Genomic DNA, 16,495 nt, shown 5'->3' with positions numbered 1-16,495 from the left:
CTTACTGCGCCTCGGTCGAGTAGATGTAGTCGTAGTTGACGGGGATGTGGACGGGATCGACGAACAGGCTGTCATCGCCCGCGATGCGGTCGGAATGCAGCGTGAAGCGCTGCTCGTTGAAGACCGGAACCCACGGGGCCGCGTCCATGATGTCGACATAGATCTGCCGCCACGCATCTTCGCGCCCGGCCTCGTCGCCCACCATCGCGTCGGCCTCGGCCGCGCGGGCGTCGATCTCCTCGTCGCAATACCAAGACCAGTTCCAGCCACCCGGCACCGCACCGGCGCATCCCAGGATCGGCCCGTAGAAGTTCGACGGGTCGGGGAAATCGGCGATCCATGCCATCCCGCCCGACCAGATCATCGGGGCCTGGTCCTGCTCGCCGCCGGCGGCGATGACGTTGGCCTGTGCGAGGCTGCGGATCTCGGCGTTGACGCCGATCTGGCTCAGGTCCTGCTGGATCGCCTGCGCGATGCGCGGGTTCGGATCGACGTTCATGACGTAGAGCTCGGTCGAGAAGCCGTCGGCAAAGCCCGCATCGGCAAGCATCTGCTTCGCGGCTTCGGGATCGTAGGCGTAGCCCTCGTAATTCTCGTCATAGCCCGGCATCGTGGGCGGCAGCGGCTGGTTCGCAGGCACGGCGCGGTTGTTGATCATCTGCACGATGCGATCCTTGTTAATCGCCATGTTGATCGCGCGCCGCACATCGACATTGTCGAAGGGCTCCATCTGCGTGTTGAGCGTGATGTAGCCGGTATGGAGCTGACCGCCCTCGACCAGCCGATCCGCGTATTCGGCATCGTTGACGACCTGAAGGAACTGCGCGGGCGGGATGCCGTCGCCGGGGACGTCGGTCTCGCCGCTCTGCAGGCGCAACAGCGCGACGGTGGGCTCGAGCCCGATGGAGAACGTCACCTGATCGAGCTTCGGAACGCCTTCGCGGTGATACTCCTCGAACCGCTCGAAGACGAGCTGCTGACCGGGGGTCCATTCCGTAAGCTGGAACGCGCCCGATCCGACGGGGCGGCGGCCGAAATCCTCGCCGGCCTCCTCGACGGCCTCCTGCGGGACGATGGAGGCGAAGTTCAGCGCCATGACGTGCCCGAAGGTCGCGTCGGGCCGCGAGAGCGTGATCTCGACGGTCTTGTCGTCCACGACGCGAATGCCTGAAAGCCCCTCGCCCTCGCCCGCGTTCCAGGTCTCGAAGCCCTCGATCATGCCGAAGAAGCCGGCGCCGGGGCTGCGCGTCTCGGGGTCGGTCACCCGCTCGAGCGAATACTTCACGTCCTCTGCCGTGATCTCGCGACCATTGTGGAAGGTGATCCCGTCCTTCAGCGTGAAGGTATGCGTCATGCCGTCTTCGCTGATCTCGTGGCTGTCGGCGAGCTCGTTTCTCAGCGTTGTCGTTCCGGGCTCGTAGCCCATCAGCCCGTCGAAGAGCGACTTGATCATCGACCAGTTCTGCCAGTCATAGCCGATCGCGGGGTCGAGCGTCGCCACGTCGTCCTGATAGGTCACGATCATCTCGCCGCCCTGGGCCGCGTCCTCGTCGACCTGCGCAAGCGCGCCAGTGGCCCCGAGCGCGGCGAGGGCAATGCCCGAAAGAAGGATGCTTTTCATCTGTTTCTCCACTGTTGGTTACTTGGTTTTTATTCTCGGGTCGATCAGCGGCGCCACCAGATCGGCCAGCAGGTTGCCGATGACGATGGCGGCGGCCGAGACCATGGTCACGCCCATGATGACCGGGATGTCGATCCGCTGGATCGCCTGCCATGCAAGCTGCCCGATGCCGGGCCAGCCAAAGACGCTCTCGACCACGACGATGCCCGACATGAAGAGCCCGATATCGATCCCGATCATCGCGATGATCGGCAGGATGGCATTGGGCATGACGTGGCGCGTCACGATCCTGAGCTTCGACAGGCCCTTGGCACGCGCAGTCCGCACGAGGTCCTGGTTCAGCACCTCGATCATCGAGGACCGCATCATCCGGCTGTACCAGCCCGCACCCAGCAGCCCGAGCGTGAGCGAGGGCAGCACGAAATGCGCCCATGTCCCGTAACCGCCGATCGGGAACCAGCCGAGCTGCACCGCGAAGACGTAGAGGAGCAGGATGCCGATCACGAATTGCGGGGCCGAGATCGCGACGAAGGAAAAGATCATCAGCGAATGATCGGCCGGCTTGTTGCGCCTCAGCGCCGCGATCACCCCGATGGTGAGCCCGATGACGAGCTCGGTCGCGATCGCCGTGACCATGAGCATGAGGCTCGCCGGAAGGCGCGCGGCGATGAGTTCGGACACCTGGGCGCGCTGCAGGTAGGACCGCCCGAGATCCCCCTGGAACAGACCCGTCAGATAGCGCCAGTATTGCACGAGCAGCGGGTCGTCGAGCCCGAGCTGCGCCCGGATATTGGCGACCGTCTCGGCCGTGGCCGAGCGTCCCGCGATCTGCCGCGCGGGATCGGCCGGCACCAGATAAAGCAGCAGGAACGTCACGAAGGTGATCCCCAGCAGGATCAGCGCGCTCTCGAAGAGGCGGCGCAGGAAGTAGCCCCACATCAGTGCCGCCCCTTCAGCGTCGGGTCGAGGATGTCGCGCAGCGCGTCGCCCACGAGGTTGAAGGCCAGCGCCAGCAGCACGATCAGCAGGCCCGGAAAGAAGACCAGCCACGGCGCCGTCGAAAAGTAGGTCTGGTTCTCGAAGATGATGTTCCCCCAGGAGGGCATCGGAGGCTGCACGCCCACGCCGAGATAGCTGAGTGTCGCCTCGAGCAGTACGGTCGTCGAGATCCCGAGCGTTCCGAACACGATGATCGACGACAAAAGGTGCGGCAGCAGGTGGCGAAAGAGGATGCGGAACGTGCCCGACCCGATCGCGCGCTGGACCTGGATGAATTCGCGCTCGGCCAGGCTGCGCGTCTCGGTATAGATCACCCGGCTCATCTGTACCCAGTTCACCATCGCGATGACGAGTGCCACGATCATCAGCGACGGCTGGAAGATCGCGGCCAGCACGATGGCGAGCAGCAATGCGGGAAACGCCATCATGAGGTCCGTGAACCGCATCAGGATCGCCGCGACCCATCCGCCGAAATAGCCCGCCGTGATCCCCACGCCCGCGCCGAGGATCACCGCGATGCCGTTCGCCACAACCCCGATGATGAGCGACGTGCGCGTCCCGAGGATCAGCCGCGAGGCGAGATCGCGCCCGAGAAGATCGGTGCCGAGCGGATAGGATCCGCCGGGCGGCAAAGGTGCCCCCATGAGGTCGAGCCCGTCGAAGCTTTGCGCGAACGGATCATGCGGCATGATGATCGGCGCAAAGATCGCGGCCCCGACCATCAGCGCGATCACGACGAGGCCGAAGACCGCGCGCGGCCGACGGACGAGCCGCGCGAGCGTGCCGGTCGCACCGGCGCGGCGCGGCGCGCGCGGGGACGGGTCGCCCGCGACGCTCATCGCCTGCCCATCTCGGCGGCATCGCCTTCCGACAGGACGCGGCGCGCCGCGTCCTCGATGGAGATCCGCTCGACCATCGCCATTGCGCGAAGCTTCTTCAGCGCCAGCGCCTCGTCCACGCCGTCTTGCATGAGAGCCAGAACGCCGCGGATCACGTCGAGCCGTCCGGCGCGCTGGCGCGCGGCCTCGGCCTCCCGTTCACGCTCGTGACCCTTTCGCGCGAACGTCTCGTGCGCGACCACGAGCGCCGAAAAGAGCGTCCCGAGCGCCGAGACCGGCAGATATGCATCGACCTTCTGCCCTAGCGCCCAGGCGAGCCTTCCGGGACTTTCCGAGCCGACGAGGCCGATCAACGGCAGCGGGGCCTGACCCGGTTCCCACGGGAACTGCCCGTCATGGCCCGTGTCGATGTCGAGGATCACCATGTCGATGCCGCGCAGCGCCCGGGCATCGAGGTCGCCCGAATGACGCGTCGCCCGGATGCCGAGGCGGTCGCAGCGTTCGGCCACACGGCGCATCGGTTCCTCGGAGCGATGAAGCACAAGCGCGCTCCGGCCGGCGAAGTTGTGCAGGGGGAAGGAGGTCATGTCACGATCCTCAGCTCGGGCCGGGCGGGTGCCTTTCCCGGCCCGGTCCATGTCGTCAGATAGGGGTCGGCGGAAACCGGGTCCGTCGCGCGACCGATGATGTCGAACCGTCCGTTCCGCGCAAGTGCGAGGCGCGGTGCGAGGGCCGCGTGCCGCATCACCGGATCGATCCGGATCTTGCCCATCGCGGTCGGCACCGGCCTGTCGGAGGCGGCGGCGAAGACCGCCCGCGGCGCGTCCGTTCCGGCGCGGTGGACGGCATCCGCCAGAATCTCCACGGCAGCATGGGCGCTCGCCAGAAAGGCCGAGACCCGGCCGTTCGGCGCATGATCGCGCGCCGCCCGGCGCAGTGCGGGGCCTGCATCCTCCTCGAAGAAACCGCCGGCGGACAGAAGGCCGTCCGCAGCCGACCCCAGCGCGTCGAGATCGGCCTCGGTCTGGTTGAAGCTCGCCATATGTCCGGCGCGGCCGCACCGCGCCGGATCGCGTGCCGCGAGGCCGGCAAGGAAGCTCTCGTTCGACGGGCCGATCAGACTGTTGATCACGCAATCAGGCCGGGTCCGCGCGATCTCATCCACGACATGGGAATGATCGGTCGATCCGAGCGGCACGTACCGTTCGCCCGCGATCTCGATCCCGGCCGCGCCCAGCCCCTCGCGCGCCAGACGCAGGGTTTCCCACCCCCAGACGTAATTCGATCCGACGAGATAGACCCGCCGCATTCCCTGCCCTGCGATCCAGTCTATCGCGGGCACGACATGATGATTCGGAGCGGCCCCGAGATAGACGACGTGGTCGCTGCATTCGAACCCTTCGTAGGGGGCCGGATACCACAGAAGGCCATCCTTGCGTTCGAGCACGGGGATCATGTCCTTCCGGCTCCACGAGGTGATCGCGCCGACGATGTGGCGCACGCCCTGGTCGAGCAGTTCGGACGCCGCCGCCTCGTAGCGCGCGACGTCGCCGCCCGGATCGCGGATGACCGGCTCGATCCTGATCCCGTCGCGTTCGGCAAGCCCCTCGATCGCACCGAGAGCGCCGGCCAGTGCGCTGCGACCCAGCGCGGCATAGCTGCCGGTGGTCGAGAATATCAGGCCGAGCTTCAGTGCCATTCGGGTCCCCAGAACGAAAAAAGCCCCGTATCGCCACTCAAAGCGGCGGAATACGAGGCCCCATTGCCCATGATCGACGATCGATCGTTTCGTAGAGATTGCGCCAGAAGCGCCGGATAGTCCAGTCCGACGTGGTAAATCGCACGATCCGTCAGCGAACGATGCCGCGGCAGGCACCCGAAGGGCGAAGCTGCCGATAAATTGGTCGCCGTGACTCCGGCGACCGGTTCTGCGCGCGAAAGATCATCCGCGCGCAGTTTGCGCCAAGGCATGTCAGCCCTCGGCCGAGATGCGCTCGACCAGCGTTCCGACGACTTCGTTCAGGATGTCCTGATCCTCGGCCTCGGCCATGACGCGGACGAGCGGTTCGGTGCCGGACTTGCGGATGAGCAGTCGCCCCGCCCCAGCGAGCCGCTTCTCGGCGGCCTCGATCTCTGCCTTCACCGCCGGTGAGGAAAGCGGGTCGCTGCCCGCGGCGAACCGCACGTTCTCGAGCTTCTGCGGCACGCGGTCGAATTGGCGCGCAAGCTCGGATGCGCGTTTGCCGGTCGCGACCATCGCAGAGGCGAACTGCAGACCGGCCAACAGCCCGTCACCGGTCGTCGCGTGGTCGGTCATCACGATATGGCCCGACTGCTCGCCCCCGAGGTTGAAGCCGCCCGCCCGCATCGCCTCGACGACGTAGCGATCGCCGACGGCCGTGCGTTCGAGCCTCAGGTCGTGCCCCTCGAGGAACCGTTCGAGCCCGAGATTGCTCATCACCGTGGCGACCAGCGTGCCCCCCGCGAGTCGCCCCTCCTCGGCCCAACGCCGCGCGAAGAGCGCCATGACCTGATCGCCGTCGGCCACCTGCCCCGTCTCGTCGACGATCATCACGCGGTCCGCATCCCCGTCGAGGCAGATCCCGAGATCCGCCCCTTCGGCGATGACGCGCGCGGCGCAGGCCTCGGGCCTTGTCGATCCACACCCTTCGTTGATGTTGCGCCCGTCGGGCGCATTGCCGATCGCCACGACCTCGGCCCCGAGCTCCCAGAGGATTTCGGGTGCCACGCGATGCGCGGCCCCGTTCGCGCAATCGATGACGATCTTGAGGCCGTTCAGGCTCTGTCCCTGCGGCAGCGTCGCCTTGACCCGTTCGGCGTAACGAAAGCGTCCGTCATCGACCCGCTTGGCACGTCCGATATTGGCCGGACGCGCGGGATCCACGCCCGAGGCCACCATCGCCTCGATCTCGGCCTCGGCATCGTCCCCGAGCTTGAAGCCGTCGGGACCGAAGAACTTGATGCCGTTGTCCTGATGGGGGTTGTGCGAGGCCGAGATCATCACCCCCGCATCCGCACGCATCGAGGGCGTGAGCATCCCGACCGCTGGCGTCGGCACCGGCCCGAGGAGAAGAACGTTCATCCCGACGCTGGTGAACCCCGCCGTCATGGCAGTCTCGAACATGTACCCCGACAGGCGGGTATCCTTGCCGATCACGACACGGTGGACGCCGCCGCTGCCGCGCCGGAAGTACCGCCCCGCCGCGGCCCCGAGCCGCATGGCGAGTTCCGCCGTCATCGGATGCGTGTTGGCCGTGCCGCGCACACCGTCGGTGCCGAATAGCGAACGGGTCATGTGGATCCTCCACTCGTTGCCTGCCAGAGCGCGAGAGCCTGGCGCGTGGCGGCCATATCATGGACGCGGGTGATCTGAACCCCTTGCGCGATGCCGGCAAGCGCCACGGCGAGTGATCCAGGCAACCGCTCGGACGGCTCGGAGGCCCGGCCGATCGTCCCGATGAACCGCTTGCGCGATACGCCGAGAAGGATCGCACAGCCGAGCCCGTGGAACAGCGAGAGGCCGTGCAGCAATGCGATGTTATGCTCCAGACCCTTGCCGAAGCCGATACCGGGATCGACCGCGATACGCTCTCTCGGGATGCCGTGCGCCTCGGCCTCGGCCACACGTTCGGCCAGATGGTCGTAGACGTCGAGCAGGACGTCGTCGTAATGCGGGTCGCCCTGCATGTCGGCGGGCGTTCCCTGCATATGCATCAGGCAGACGGGCACCTCGGCATCCGCCACGACAGATGCCATCTCGGGGTCGGCCATCGCGCTCACGTCGTTGATGAAATCGGCCCCCTCCCCGATTGCCGCCCGGGCGACGCGCGCCTTGCGCGTATCGACCGAGATGACGCCCGTCCATTCGGAGCGCGCGATCCGGATTGCGGGCAGGATGCGGGCGATCTCTTCGTCGGGGGGCACGTCCTCGGCACCGGGGCGTGTGCTCTCTCCGCCGATATCGAGGATGTCGGCCCCCTCGTCGACAAGACGCAACGCCTGCGTCTCGGCCGTCTCCGCCGTGTCGAAATGACCGCCATCGGAAAAGCTGTCGGGCGTCGTGTTGAGGATGCCCATGAGGTTCGGCCGCGACATGTCGAGCCGCCCGAGCGGTGCACGCGGCCGGTTGAGCCGTTCGAGCATCTCGGCGGGAATTTCGCTTGCCGGAACGATCACAGGCGGTGCGCCGCGCCTGAGCCTTGCCGCATGGGTGAACCAGGTCCAGCCACCGGCAAGCGTCACGGCCCCGTCGGGTCTCAACGGTCCCGACTGGACGAGAGGTCGGTAATGGCTCATGGCAGGTCCTCCGCATCGACTTTCATCGTCGGGACCGATTGGCCCCCGGGCGCATCTGCCCCGATGAAGAGGATCTCGCGGGCCCGCATCTGGTCCGCGAACCACAGGCAGAGCCCTGCCCCGTCGCGCGGCCCCGTCTCGGGCGGTGCCACGGCATCGAGGACGAGCTTCGAAGGGGCCCAGACCGACACGTGGCCGTGGCGCATCGCCCAGTCGAGCTCGGTCCGGGTGCCGACGACGACGGCCCGCGGATCGCGGCCCGCAAGCACCCAGGCATTCTGTTCGAGCGCGCAGAGGTCGATGCGCCGCTGCGCCGCCTCCGCATCGCTGCGCGGCGAAGCCTCGTTCGGCGCACCGACACAGAGGATGGCTGGCCCCCGCGCGGCGATCCGGTCGATCCAGCCTCGCAGCTTCGGCGAGGCGATGGCGGCGTTCGAAAGATAGACGACGAAGGGCCGCGGGGCGTCTGTCTCCTCGGCCAATCGCCGCTCGGATGCGGCAGAGCGGACGATCTCGACCCCGAGCGCGCCGGGCCCCCGGTCGAGCTTTTCGATCCGCACGAAACAGCGCAGGGCCAGCGGTTCGGTCAGGATGCGATCGGCGATCCGCTCGGCCAGCGTCTCGAGCAGGTTCAACCGTTCGGCGTCGAGCTCGGCCGCGATCGCTTCGGTGATGCGGTCGTAGCTCAGGATCCGGTCGACGTCGTCGGCAAGCTCGGCCTCATGCGGGCGCACCTCGACCACGACGTTGAAACAGACGCGCTGCGTGCGGCCGCGCTCGGCCTGGAAGGCCCCGATCTCGACCTCGACGACATGGTCGCGCAGCGAGATGCGGTCATGCGGCCGGTCGGGACCGGTTGCGGCCGCGCGCGCTTCGGGATGCTCGAAGGCCATTCTGAGATCGCTCGCCATGGGCGCGGTCCTTTCCACGTCGCCCGGCCCCATAGCCTCTCGCGATCCGTGATGAAAGCCTCAACCCCGGGCGTAGAAGTGATGCGCCCCGATCGTCGTGGTACGGTCGAAGATCTGCGACCAGCGCGGCCGGACGGCACGAGTATGATAGAACTCCGCACCTTCGGTCAGCGTCCGCTCACCACCGTCGAGCATCAGGCGAGCGACCTTGCCCACCTTGCGGAAGGCCTCCTTCTCGCGGACGACCTCGGGCATGCCGTCGCAGGTATAGCTGAACTGGCATTCGTGAATCCGTCCCGTCCCCTGGTTCACGACTTCGCAGACGGTATCGGGAAAGCGGGCATTGTCGACGCGGTTCAGGATGACTTCCGCCACCGCGAAAAGCCCCTCGACCGATTCGCCGCGCGCCTCGAAATAGAGCGCCTCCGACAGGCATTCCCAGTCGCTGCCGCCGGTCGCGACGGGCTGCGCATCGAGGAACGCCTTGGTGTGGCTGATGAACGTTATGGGCCGCGCAACGGGCCGCAAGCCACGCAGGGTCTCGTCGACGAAGGTCTCCGAAACCTCCTCCTTGATGATCGCGGGCACGAGGCGCGCGGCGGGTACAGGTTCGGCATCCTCGACGCCGAGGCGGTCGGCCTCGGTGATCTCGGTGCTGCCCTTGCTCGAAAGGATGATGTCGGCATGCGTCGCAGCGGCGGACGCAACGACCAGTCCCGCGACGAGCGTCGCGGAACGACAGGTTCTGGCAATCATGTTCGTCTCCCCTTCTGGCGCGCCCATGACCAAACAAGTCCCCACTCGGGCCGTGAACGCGTCGAAATTCGGAATGGCCGAGGGCTATCGAAGCGGCCACCATGGGTTAACGCGACGTTCTGTCGCACCGGCGAAACCCGCCGATTGAATCAAACCTCTTGCCTTTTTCGACAGGGATTCGAACGCGCTGGCGTCAGCCCTCGACCCGGGCGAGATCCGCCACGTCGAGGCAGAGCGCGCGAATGCGGCTCAGCAGGTTCAGCCGGTTGCGCCGGACGATCTGCGAATCGGCATTGACCTGCACGTTGTCGAAGAATGCGTCGATCGGCGCACGCAGTGCGGCAAGCGAGGACATGGCGGTGCCGAACGCCTCGTCGCGCATCGCGGCCTCGATCTTCGGCCCCTCCGCGTCGAGGGCTGCGAACAGCGCGCGTTCCTCGTCCGTTTCGGCGAATTTCGCGTCCGCGCCGAAGGAATATTCGACGCCGTCCTGCCCCTCGGCCTGTGTCAGGATGTTGTTGGCGCGCTTGAACCCTTGCAGCAAATTCGTCCCGTCCTCGGTTTGGAGGAACTGCCCCAGCGCGCGGACACGCTTGACCAGCAGCGTCAGGTCGTCGTTGCCCGGCATGGCGAGACAGGCGTCGATCACGTCGTGACGGATACCCTCGTCGCGAAGATGGACCTTCAGGCGGTCGTGGATGAAGGCGAGAAGATCCGGCCCGTATTCTTCCGGTTTCGGGCCGACAAGACCAACTTCACTTTCTGCGTGAAAGAAATCCGTCTTCGAGACAATGCCGTCATCAAAGAGCCGTAGTCGAAGTTCGTTAAGCAGAAGAAGCCGAATGACACCTAACGCCGCCCGCCGCAGCGCATAGGGGTCCTTCGATCCCGTCGGCTTCTCGTCGATCGCCCAGAAGCCCGTGAGCTTGTCGATCTTCTCGGCCAGCGACACGGCGACCGAAACCGGCGCGGTCGGCACGATGTCCGACGGCCCGAGCGGCGCGTAATGTTCGGCCACGGCGGTCGCGACCTCGTCGGGAAAACCCGCCTCGCGGGCATAATACTGCCCCATGACCCCCTGCAGTTCGGGGAATTCATAGACCATCTCGGATGTCAGGTCGGCCTTGGCGAGCTTTGCCGCCTGCTCCGCCATGTCCGGATCGGCCCCGACGGAGGAGGCGAGTTCGCGTGCCAGCGCCGCGATGCGGGCGGTGCGGTCGGCCTCGGTCCCGAGCTTGGCATGGAATGTCACGGTGGCGAGGTTGTCGATCCAGGGCTGCATCTTGCCGTCCCGCGCGACGGCAAGGTCGTTCTGCCAGAAGAACGCCGCATCGGCGAGGCGCGCGGCCAGCACGCGCTGGTTGCCCGACAGGATCGTCGCACCGTCATCCGCCGTCTCGCGGTTGGCGACAGTCACGAAGCGGGTGATGCGGCCCGTTTTCGGATCGCGCACCGAAAAGAACTTCTGATGCTCGCGCATGGAGGTCTGGAGAACCTCCGGCGGCAAGTCGAGATAGGCCTCGTCGATCCGACCCATCAACGTCACCGGCCATTCGACGAGGCCCGCGACCTCGGAGAGCAGCGCGCGGTCCTCGACGATCTCGGCCCCGCTCGCGAAGGCAAGGTTCGTGGCGTCGTTCCAGATCGTCTCGGCGCGTTCCTCGGGGTCGATCAGCACCTTGGCACGGCGGAGCTTGGCCTCGTAATCCTCGAAGCCCGTGACGCGGATCTCGCCCGGGGCCATGAAGCGGTGCCCCTCGGTGACGTCGCTCGCCACTATACCGTCGAGCGAAAGATCCACGACCTCGTGCCCGTCCTCGCGCGTCAGAATGCAGAGGATGCGATGCAGCGGGCGCACCCAGCGCAGCGTGCCCGTTCCCCAGCGCATCGATTTCGGCCAGGGGAAAGTGCGGATCGCGCTCTCGAGCACTTCGGCCACGATCTCGGCCACGGGGCGGCCCGGACGTTCGATGACGGCGAAATAGACCTCGCCCTTGCCCGTATCCCGCGCCTCGAGATCCTCGCGTGCGACCCCGGCACCGCGGGCGAAGCCCTCGACAGCCTTGTCGGGCGCGCCGACCTTCGGACCCTTGCGCTCCTCCCGCGTGTCAGGCGAGCGTTCGAGCAACCCTTCGAGCGCGAGCGTCAGGCGGCGCGGCGTCGCGAACGCCCCGGCATGGGCATAGGTGATCCCGGCCTCGACAAGGCCATCCGTCACGAGGCGACGCAGATCGCGCGAGGCCTGCGCCTGCATCCGGGCGGGGATCTCTTCGGAGAAAAGTTCGATCAGAAGGTCGGGCATTCAGTTCACATCCTCTCGCGGGGGGCATTCCTCGCCCACCGGACTGCCGTCATAGGCAAGCTCGCCGCAATTGTTCGGTTGGTGCCAGACATAGCCGCGTCCGTCGTCGGTGATCGCGACGATGCGGTCGACGCCATAGGCGAAGTTCTTGGTCCCGAGGAACGCGGCGGCGCGCCCCTCCTCCAGCATCGCGCCGATCCCGGCCGCGTCGAAGCAGTCGAACCAGAACGGCGCGTTGAGCGGTTCGGCCCCGGGATAGGGCGTGAAATCCTCGCGCGCACGGTCCAGCGCCCCGCCCGGCACGTTCGGCTGCGCGATCTCGAAACAGGCGCGATACCGGATGGGCGAGGAATTGGCATCGATCGCATGGTATTCCTCGGCTCGCAAAAGCGCCGGAGCCTCGCTGTCCGGACGCACGATCTGCACGGAATTGCGGCCCTCGTCGACATTCTCGTAGTAGTAATAGACCTGAAGGTACCAGACCGAGATCGCGGCCACGATACCGATTGCCGCGATCAGCAGGACGAGGATCTTTCCCGTCATGCGGCCCTTCCGCCGGCATCCGTGGCGAGGAACGCGTCTGCGCAGGCCCGCGTCAGCGCGCGCACCCGACCGATATAGGCCTGACGCTCCGTGACCGAAATCACGCCCCGCGCATCGAGCAGGTTGAAGATGTGGCTCGCCTTGATCGCCTGGTCGTAGGCGGGCTGCGCCATGACGATGTGGCGACCGGTGCGGGGATCGGTTTCCGGCTCGGCCAGGATGCGCGCGGCCTCGGCCTCCGCATCGACGAAGTGGCGAAGCAGGGTTTCCGTGTCGGCCACGTCGAAGTTCCAGCGGGCATATTGCGCCTCCGCCTCGCGGAAGACGTCGCCATAGGTCAGCGGAATGGGCGCGTCGGGCGGATTGAACGGCATCGCGTTGCCGTCGTCATAGCCCAGCACGTACATCGCGAGGCGTTCCAGCCCGTAGGTCAGCTCGCCCGAGACGGGGTGGCAATCGTGGCCGCCGACCTGCTGGAAATAGGTGAACTGGCTCACCTCCATGCCGTCGCACCACACCTCCCAGCCGAGGCCCCAGGCCCCGAGGGTCGGGCTTTCCCAATCGTCCTCGACGAAGCGGATGTCGTGCAGCTCTGCGTCGATGCCGATCGCGGCCAGCGACCCGAGATAGAGCGCCTGGAGATCCGGCGGCGACGGCTTCACGATCACCTGGAACTGGTAATAATGCTGCCAGCGGTTCGGGCTGTCGCCATAGCGGCCATCGGTCGGCCTGCGCGACGGCTGGACATAGGCTGCGGACCAGGCCCGCGGGCCGAGCGCGCGCAGCGTGGTGGCCGGGTGGAACGTGCCCGCCCCGACCTCCATGTCGTAGGGCTGCAGCACCGCGCAGCCTGCCTCGGCCCAATAGCTCTGGAGCGCGAGGATGATGTCCTGGAAACAGCGCGGCCGGTTCATCTGCGGGATCCTCGGGAGGGGGTCGGTAAAAGCGTGGCCTGCATAGGCAGATGCGCAACAAGGGTCAATCGCGCGCGCCGCTCACGCACCGGTTTCTTGACCTCGCTCCCGCTTTCGCGATGACCTCCGCCATGAACGGGTCGCACCGATGCGACCGCGACGAGAAGGCGCAGCAACGAATGACCGGATTTCTTCGCGCCGCCTGCGTGGCGTTCATCGCGATGACGACGAGCGCCGGGGCCCAGGGCGCCTGGGTGCAGGTCGAGGCACAGCCGAGCGAGGCCGAGGCGATCGACGCCGCGCGCCGCTATGCCCTGCGCCTGGACGAGGTGAACGGTTTCCGGATCGGCAATACGCGCTGGTACGCCATCGCCCTCGGCCCCTTCACCGAAGCCGAGGCCGCCGAGACGCGCGCGCGGCTCAGGGCCGCGCGCCTCATCCCCGGCGACGCGTTTCTGAGCGACGGGACCAGCTATCGCGCGCAGTTCTGGCCGGACGAGGCGATGCCCGAACGCGTCGCACTCGAACCCCGCCGCGAGGCCGCCCCACGGGGCGAGACGCGGGCCGAGGCGCTCCGGTCGGAACGCCTTCTCTCCGCCTCCGAACGACGCGAGCTTCAAGTCGCCCTGCGCGGCGCGGGATTCTACGAAGGCGGGATCGACGGCGCATTCGGTCGCGGCACCCGCGAGGCGATGCAGGCATGGCAGGCAGCGCGCGGCTTCGACGCGACGGGTGTGATGACCATAGCCGAGCGGGCCGCGCTCATCGAGGAATACGATACCGTTCTCGACGGTCTGGGGATGAGGCGCGTCGCCGACGATGTCGCGGGCATCGCGATCGACATGCCGACCGAGCGTGTGGCCTTCGACCGCTACGCGCCGCCATTCGCGCGATACGTCGCGCGCGATGACGGTGACGCGGCGCAGGTGCTGCTCATCAGCCAACGGGGCGACGGGGCCACGCTGCGTGGCCTCTACGCTGTCATGCAGACACTCGAGATCGTGCCGGAAGAAGGTCCGCGCGAGATGCGCGAGCGCGATTTCACGCTGGTCGGGCGCGGCGATGGCATCGTTTCGCATACCGAGGCGCGGCTGGACGATGGCCGGATCAAGGGCTTCACGGTCGTCTGGCCCGAAGGCGACGAGGCGCGGCGCACCCGCATCGTCGAGGAAATGCGCACGAGCTTCGCGATCGACCGCGACACGGTGATGGACGACGACGAAGCGGAACCTTCGGAAGATCAGGGCATCGACCTGCTCGCCGGTCTGACGATCCGCAGGCCCGACCTGCTGCGGTCGGGCTTCTACGTCTCGCAGACGGGTCACGTGCTGACGACGGCGGATGCCACCGCGGGATGCGCGCGCGTGACGCTCGACCGCGATATCGAGGCGCGCGTGGTCGACAGCGACGCGGATCTCGGCCTCTCCCTCCTGGCGCCCGAACAACCGCTGGCCCCACGCAGCCAGGCGACGTTCCTGAATGCCGTTCCGCGCCTCGATGCGGCCGTCGTGCTTTCGGGGTTCAGCTTCGACGGGGCGCTGGGCGCGCCATCCCTGACCTACGGCACGCTTGCCGATCTGCGGGGGCTCGACGGAGAGGAGGGCAAGCGCCGACTGACACTCGCGGCGCGGTCGGGCGATGCGGGTGGTCCGGTTCTCGACGGGTCGGGCGCGGTGCTCGGCATGCTGCTGGCGACCGATACCGCAGGCGGCAGGACCCTCCCCGAGAACGTGGCCTTCGCCGCCGATGCGGATGCCCTGCGGAAGTTCCTGTCCGAGAACGGCATCAGTGCCGATCTTCCCGCCTTCGCGCCGACCTCGCGCCGGCAGATCGAGGATCACGCCCGCGACATGACCGTGCTCGTGGGCTGCTGGAACTGAAGACGGCGATGATCAGCCGAGGATCGCCCGCATGAGGGCGCTGTCGCGATCCTTGAGGTCGTCGATCACGTCGAAATGGTGGCGACCCTCGACGATCTCGCAGGGTGCGCCCCAGGCGGCGGCGAGGCCACGCGCCTGATCGACGAAGGCCGGTCGTTCCGCCCCGCCGACCCAGACCGTTACCGGCACATCGAGCCCCCGCCCCAGCAGCGTGGGGCTTTCGCCTGCCGCCTCACGCTCAGTCAGGCCCAGATCCGCGTTCATCGCGGTGTCGATCAACGGTCGCAGATCGCCGAGCGGCGAAATCGGCACGCATCCCTCGATCCGCGCGGCGACGGCGGCGGGCAGCATCGCGTCACCGCAAAGCATCCGCGCGACCAGATGCCCGCCTGCGGAGTGGCCGGAAAGCCTGATGGGACCGGGGACCGTCTCCGCCATGAAGCTCAATGCCTGGACGATCTCGCGCGTGATGCGCGAAATGCGCGCCTCCGGGGCGAGCGTGTATCCCGGCATCACCACCGCCCAGCCCGCATCCAGCCCCCCTTGCGCGAACGCGGACCAGATCCCGGGCTCGAACCGCCGCCAATAGCCTCCGTGAATGAACACCATCAGGCCCTTCGGCGGGTCCTCGGGCATGAAGAGGTCGAAGACCTGCCGCACGTTGTCGCCGTAGCTCCAGTTCGTGACCGCGCGCGGGCCGAGCGCATGACGGAACGCAAGGGCTTCGGCCTCCCAGCGGGGGGGATAGCTGGCGGCGTCGGGAATATGGCCACTGTTGTCGTAGGCGTCGTCGTTCGACATCGTCTCTCGGCTCCTCTTTGGTCGAACGTGACGGAATTTTCCGGGATTGCCATAGAAAAAGGGCCGCACCCTTATGGTGCGGCCCATGATCGAGCGGAAAACCGGATCGGCGCTTACGCGTCTTCGGCTTCGACGCGGCGGCTGTCGACGGTCGCGCCCTTCGCGATCTCGATCCGGCGCGGCTTCAGCGCTTCGGGAACCTCGCGCACGAGCGAGATATCGAGCATGCCGTTCGCGTGGGACGCGCCCGTCACGCGGACATGGTCGGCCAGCGCGAAGCGGCGCTCGAATGCACGGGTCGCGATCCCGCGATGCAGGAACGTGCGCTGCGTGTCGTCCTCGGCCTTGCGGGCGGAGACGATCAGCGCGTTCTCACGCTGCTCAACAGAGAGCTCCTCGTCGGCGAAACCCGCGACGGCGATCTGGATCTGCCAGGAATCGTGGCCGGTCTTCTCGATATTGTATGGGGGGTATGTCTGCGCGCCGCTCTGGTCGGACATCACGCGGTCCATGAGGTCGGCCATCTGGTCGAAACCGACGGTGGCACGGTAAAGCGGGGCAAGATCGAAACTGCGCATTGGGGTCATCCTTTTCGCAAGCGATAACATGAGC

16 protein-coding genes are annotated in these 16,495 nt (G+C 67.1%); 1 reads left to right on the top strand and 15 read right to left on the bottom strand.

What is annotated here, in order from left to right; genetic code table 11:
* Nucleotide 1: 1 nt before the first annotated feature.
* The 13 genes from RVY76_RS04855 to RVY76_RS04795 form a co-directional block, all read right to left on the bottom strand.
* The gene (locus RVY76_RS04855; RefSeq protein ID WP_317376252.1) at nt 2-1,621 is read right to left on the bottom strand and encodes an ABC transporter substrate-binding protein; all 1,620 of its coding nucleotides are present in this window, start codon (nt 1,619-1,621) and stop codon (nt 2-4) included.
* Between the two features lie 18 nt (nt 1,622-1,639).
* A complete protein-coding gene (locus tag RVY76_RS04850; protein ID WP_317376251.1) occupies nt 1,640-2,560 on the bottom strand; it encodes an ABC transporter permease in 921 nt (306 codons plus the stop codon).
* A complete protein-coding gene (locus RVY76_RS04845; protein ID WP_317376250.1) occupies nt 2,560-3,459 on the bottom strand; it encodes an ABC transporter permease in 900 nt (299 codons plus the stop codon). The genes RVY76_RS04850 and RVY76_RS04845 overlap by 1 nt, the downstream gene beginning before the upstream one ends.
* Nucleotides 3,456-4,046 (bottom strand): transcriptional antiterminator, encoded by a 591-nt coding sequence (locus tag RVY76_RS04840; RefSeq protein WP_317376248.1) that lies wholly within the window; start codon nt 4,044-4,046, stop codon nt 3,456-3,458. Before RVY76_RS04840 ends, RVY76_RS04845 begins: the two co-directional genes overlap by 4 nt.
* Nucleotides 4,043-5,158, bottom strand: coding sequence for a transporter substrate-binding protein (locus RVY76_RS04835; protein WP_317376247.1), 1,116 nt, complete (start codon nt 5,156-5,158; stop codon nt 4,043-4,045). The genes RVY76_RS04840 and RVY76_RS04835 overlap by 4 nt, the downstream gene beginning before the upstream one ends.
* Nucleotides 5,149-5,430 carry a hypothetical protein gene (locus tag RVY76_RS04830; protein ID WP_317376245.1) on the bottom strand — a complete coding sequence of 94 codons (282 nt, stop codon included), beginning with the start codon at nt 5,428-5,430 and terminating at the stop codon, nt 5,149-5,151. Before RVY76_RS04830 ends, RVY76_RS04835 begins: the two co-directional genes overlap by 10 nt.
* Before the next feature lies 1 nt (nt 5,431).
* Entirely contained in the window at nt 5,432-6,775 is a 1,344-nt protein-coding gene (glmM, locus tag RVY76_RS04825; RefSeq protein ID WP_317376243.1) for a phosphoglucosamine mutase, read from the bottom strand.
* Nucleotides 6,772-7,776 (bottom strand): dihydropteroate synthase, encoded by a 1,005-nt coding sequence (gene folP / locus RVY76_RS04820; protein ID WP_317376242.1) that lies wholly within the window; start codon nt 7,774-7,776, stop codon nt 6,772-6,774. The genes glmM and folP overlap by 4 nt, the downstream gene beginning before the upstream one ends.
* Nucleotides 7,773-8,687: a dihydroneopterin aldolase gene (locus RVY76_RS04815; RefSeq protein WP_317376240.1), complete on the bottom strand. Its 915-nt coding sequence runs from the start codon at nt 8,685-8,687 to the stop codon at nt 7,773-7,775. The genes folP and RVY76_RS04815 overlap by 4 nt, the downstream gene beginning before the upstream one ends.
* A 60-nt stretch (nt 8,688-8,747) precedes the next feature.
* Entirely contained in the window at nt 8,748-9,443 is a 696-nt protein-coding gene (locus RVY76_RS04810) for a cell wall hydrolase (protein WP_317376238.1), read from the bottom strand.
* Between the two features lie 193 nt (nt 9,444-9,636).
* Nucleotides 9,637-11,745, bottom strand: a complete 2,109-nt coding sequence (glyS, locus tag RVY76_RS04805) for a glycine--tRNA ligase subunit beta (RefSeq protein ID WP_317376237.1) — start codon at nt 11,743-11,745, stop codon at nt 9,637-9,639.
* Nucleotides 11,746-12,288 carry a DUF6446 family protein gene (locus tag RVY76_RS04800; RefSeq protein WP_317376236.1) on the bottom strand — a complete coding sequence of 181 codons (543 nt, stop codon included), beginning with the start codon at nt 12,286-12,288 and terminating at the stop codon, nt 11,746-11,748.
* Nucleotides 12,285-13,202 (bottom strand): glycine--tRNA ligase subunit alpha, encoded by a 918-nt coding sequence (locus RVY76_RS04795; protein ID WP_317376235.1) that lies wholly within the window; start codon nt 13,200-13,202, stop codon nt 12,285-12,287. Before RVY76_RS04795 ends, RVY76_RS04800 begins: the two co-directional genes overlap by 4 nt.
* Nucleotides 13,203-13,381: 179 nt before the next feature.
* Here RVY76_RS04795 and RVY76_RS04790 point away from each other — a divergent pair, with 179 nt between their 5' ends.
* Nucleotides 13,382-15,082, top strand: a complete 1,701-nt coding sequence (locus tag RVY76_RS04790; protein WP_317376233.1) for a serine protease — start codon at nt 13,382-13,384, stop codon at nt 15,080-15,082.
* 12 nt (nt 15,083-15,094) lie between these two features.
* Here the strand turns inward: RVY76_RS04790 and RVY76_RS04785 are convergent, their stop codons facing one another.
* Together RVY76_RS04785 and RVY76_RS04780 are read right to left on the bottom strand one after the other, a co-directional pair.
* Nucleotides 15,095-15,883: an alpha/beta hydrolase gene (locus RVY76_RS04785; protein ID WP_317376232.1), complete on the bottom strand. Its 789-nt coding sequence runs from the start codon at nt 15,881-15,883 to the stop codon at nt 15,095-15,097.
* A gap of 113 nt (nt 15,884-15,996) precedes the next feature.
* The gene (locus RVY76_RS04780; RefSeq protein WP_317376231.1) at nt 15,997-16,461 is read right to left on the bottom strand and encodes an Hsp20 family protein; all 465 of its coding nucleotides are present in this window, start codon (nt 16,459-16,461) and stop codon (nt 15,997-15,999) included.
* Nucleotides 16,462-16,495 lie beyond the last annotated feature (34 nt).

This window comes from Palleronia sp. LCG004 (assembly GCF_032931615.1).
GTDB lineage: Bacteria > Pseudomonadota > Alphaproteobacteria > Rhodobacterales > Rhodobacteraceae > Palleronia.
The sequence above is the reverse complement of the archived record's forward strand: the minus strand, read 5'-3'. Positions and strand labels throughout refer to the sequence as shown.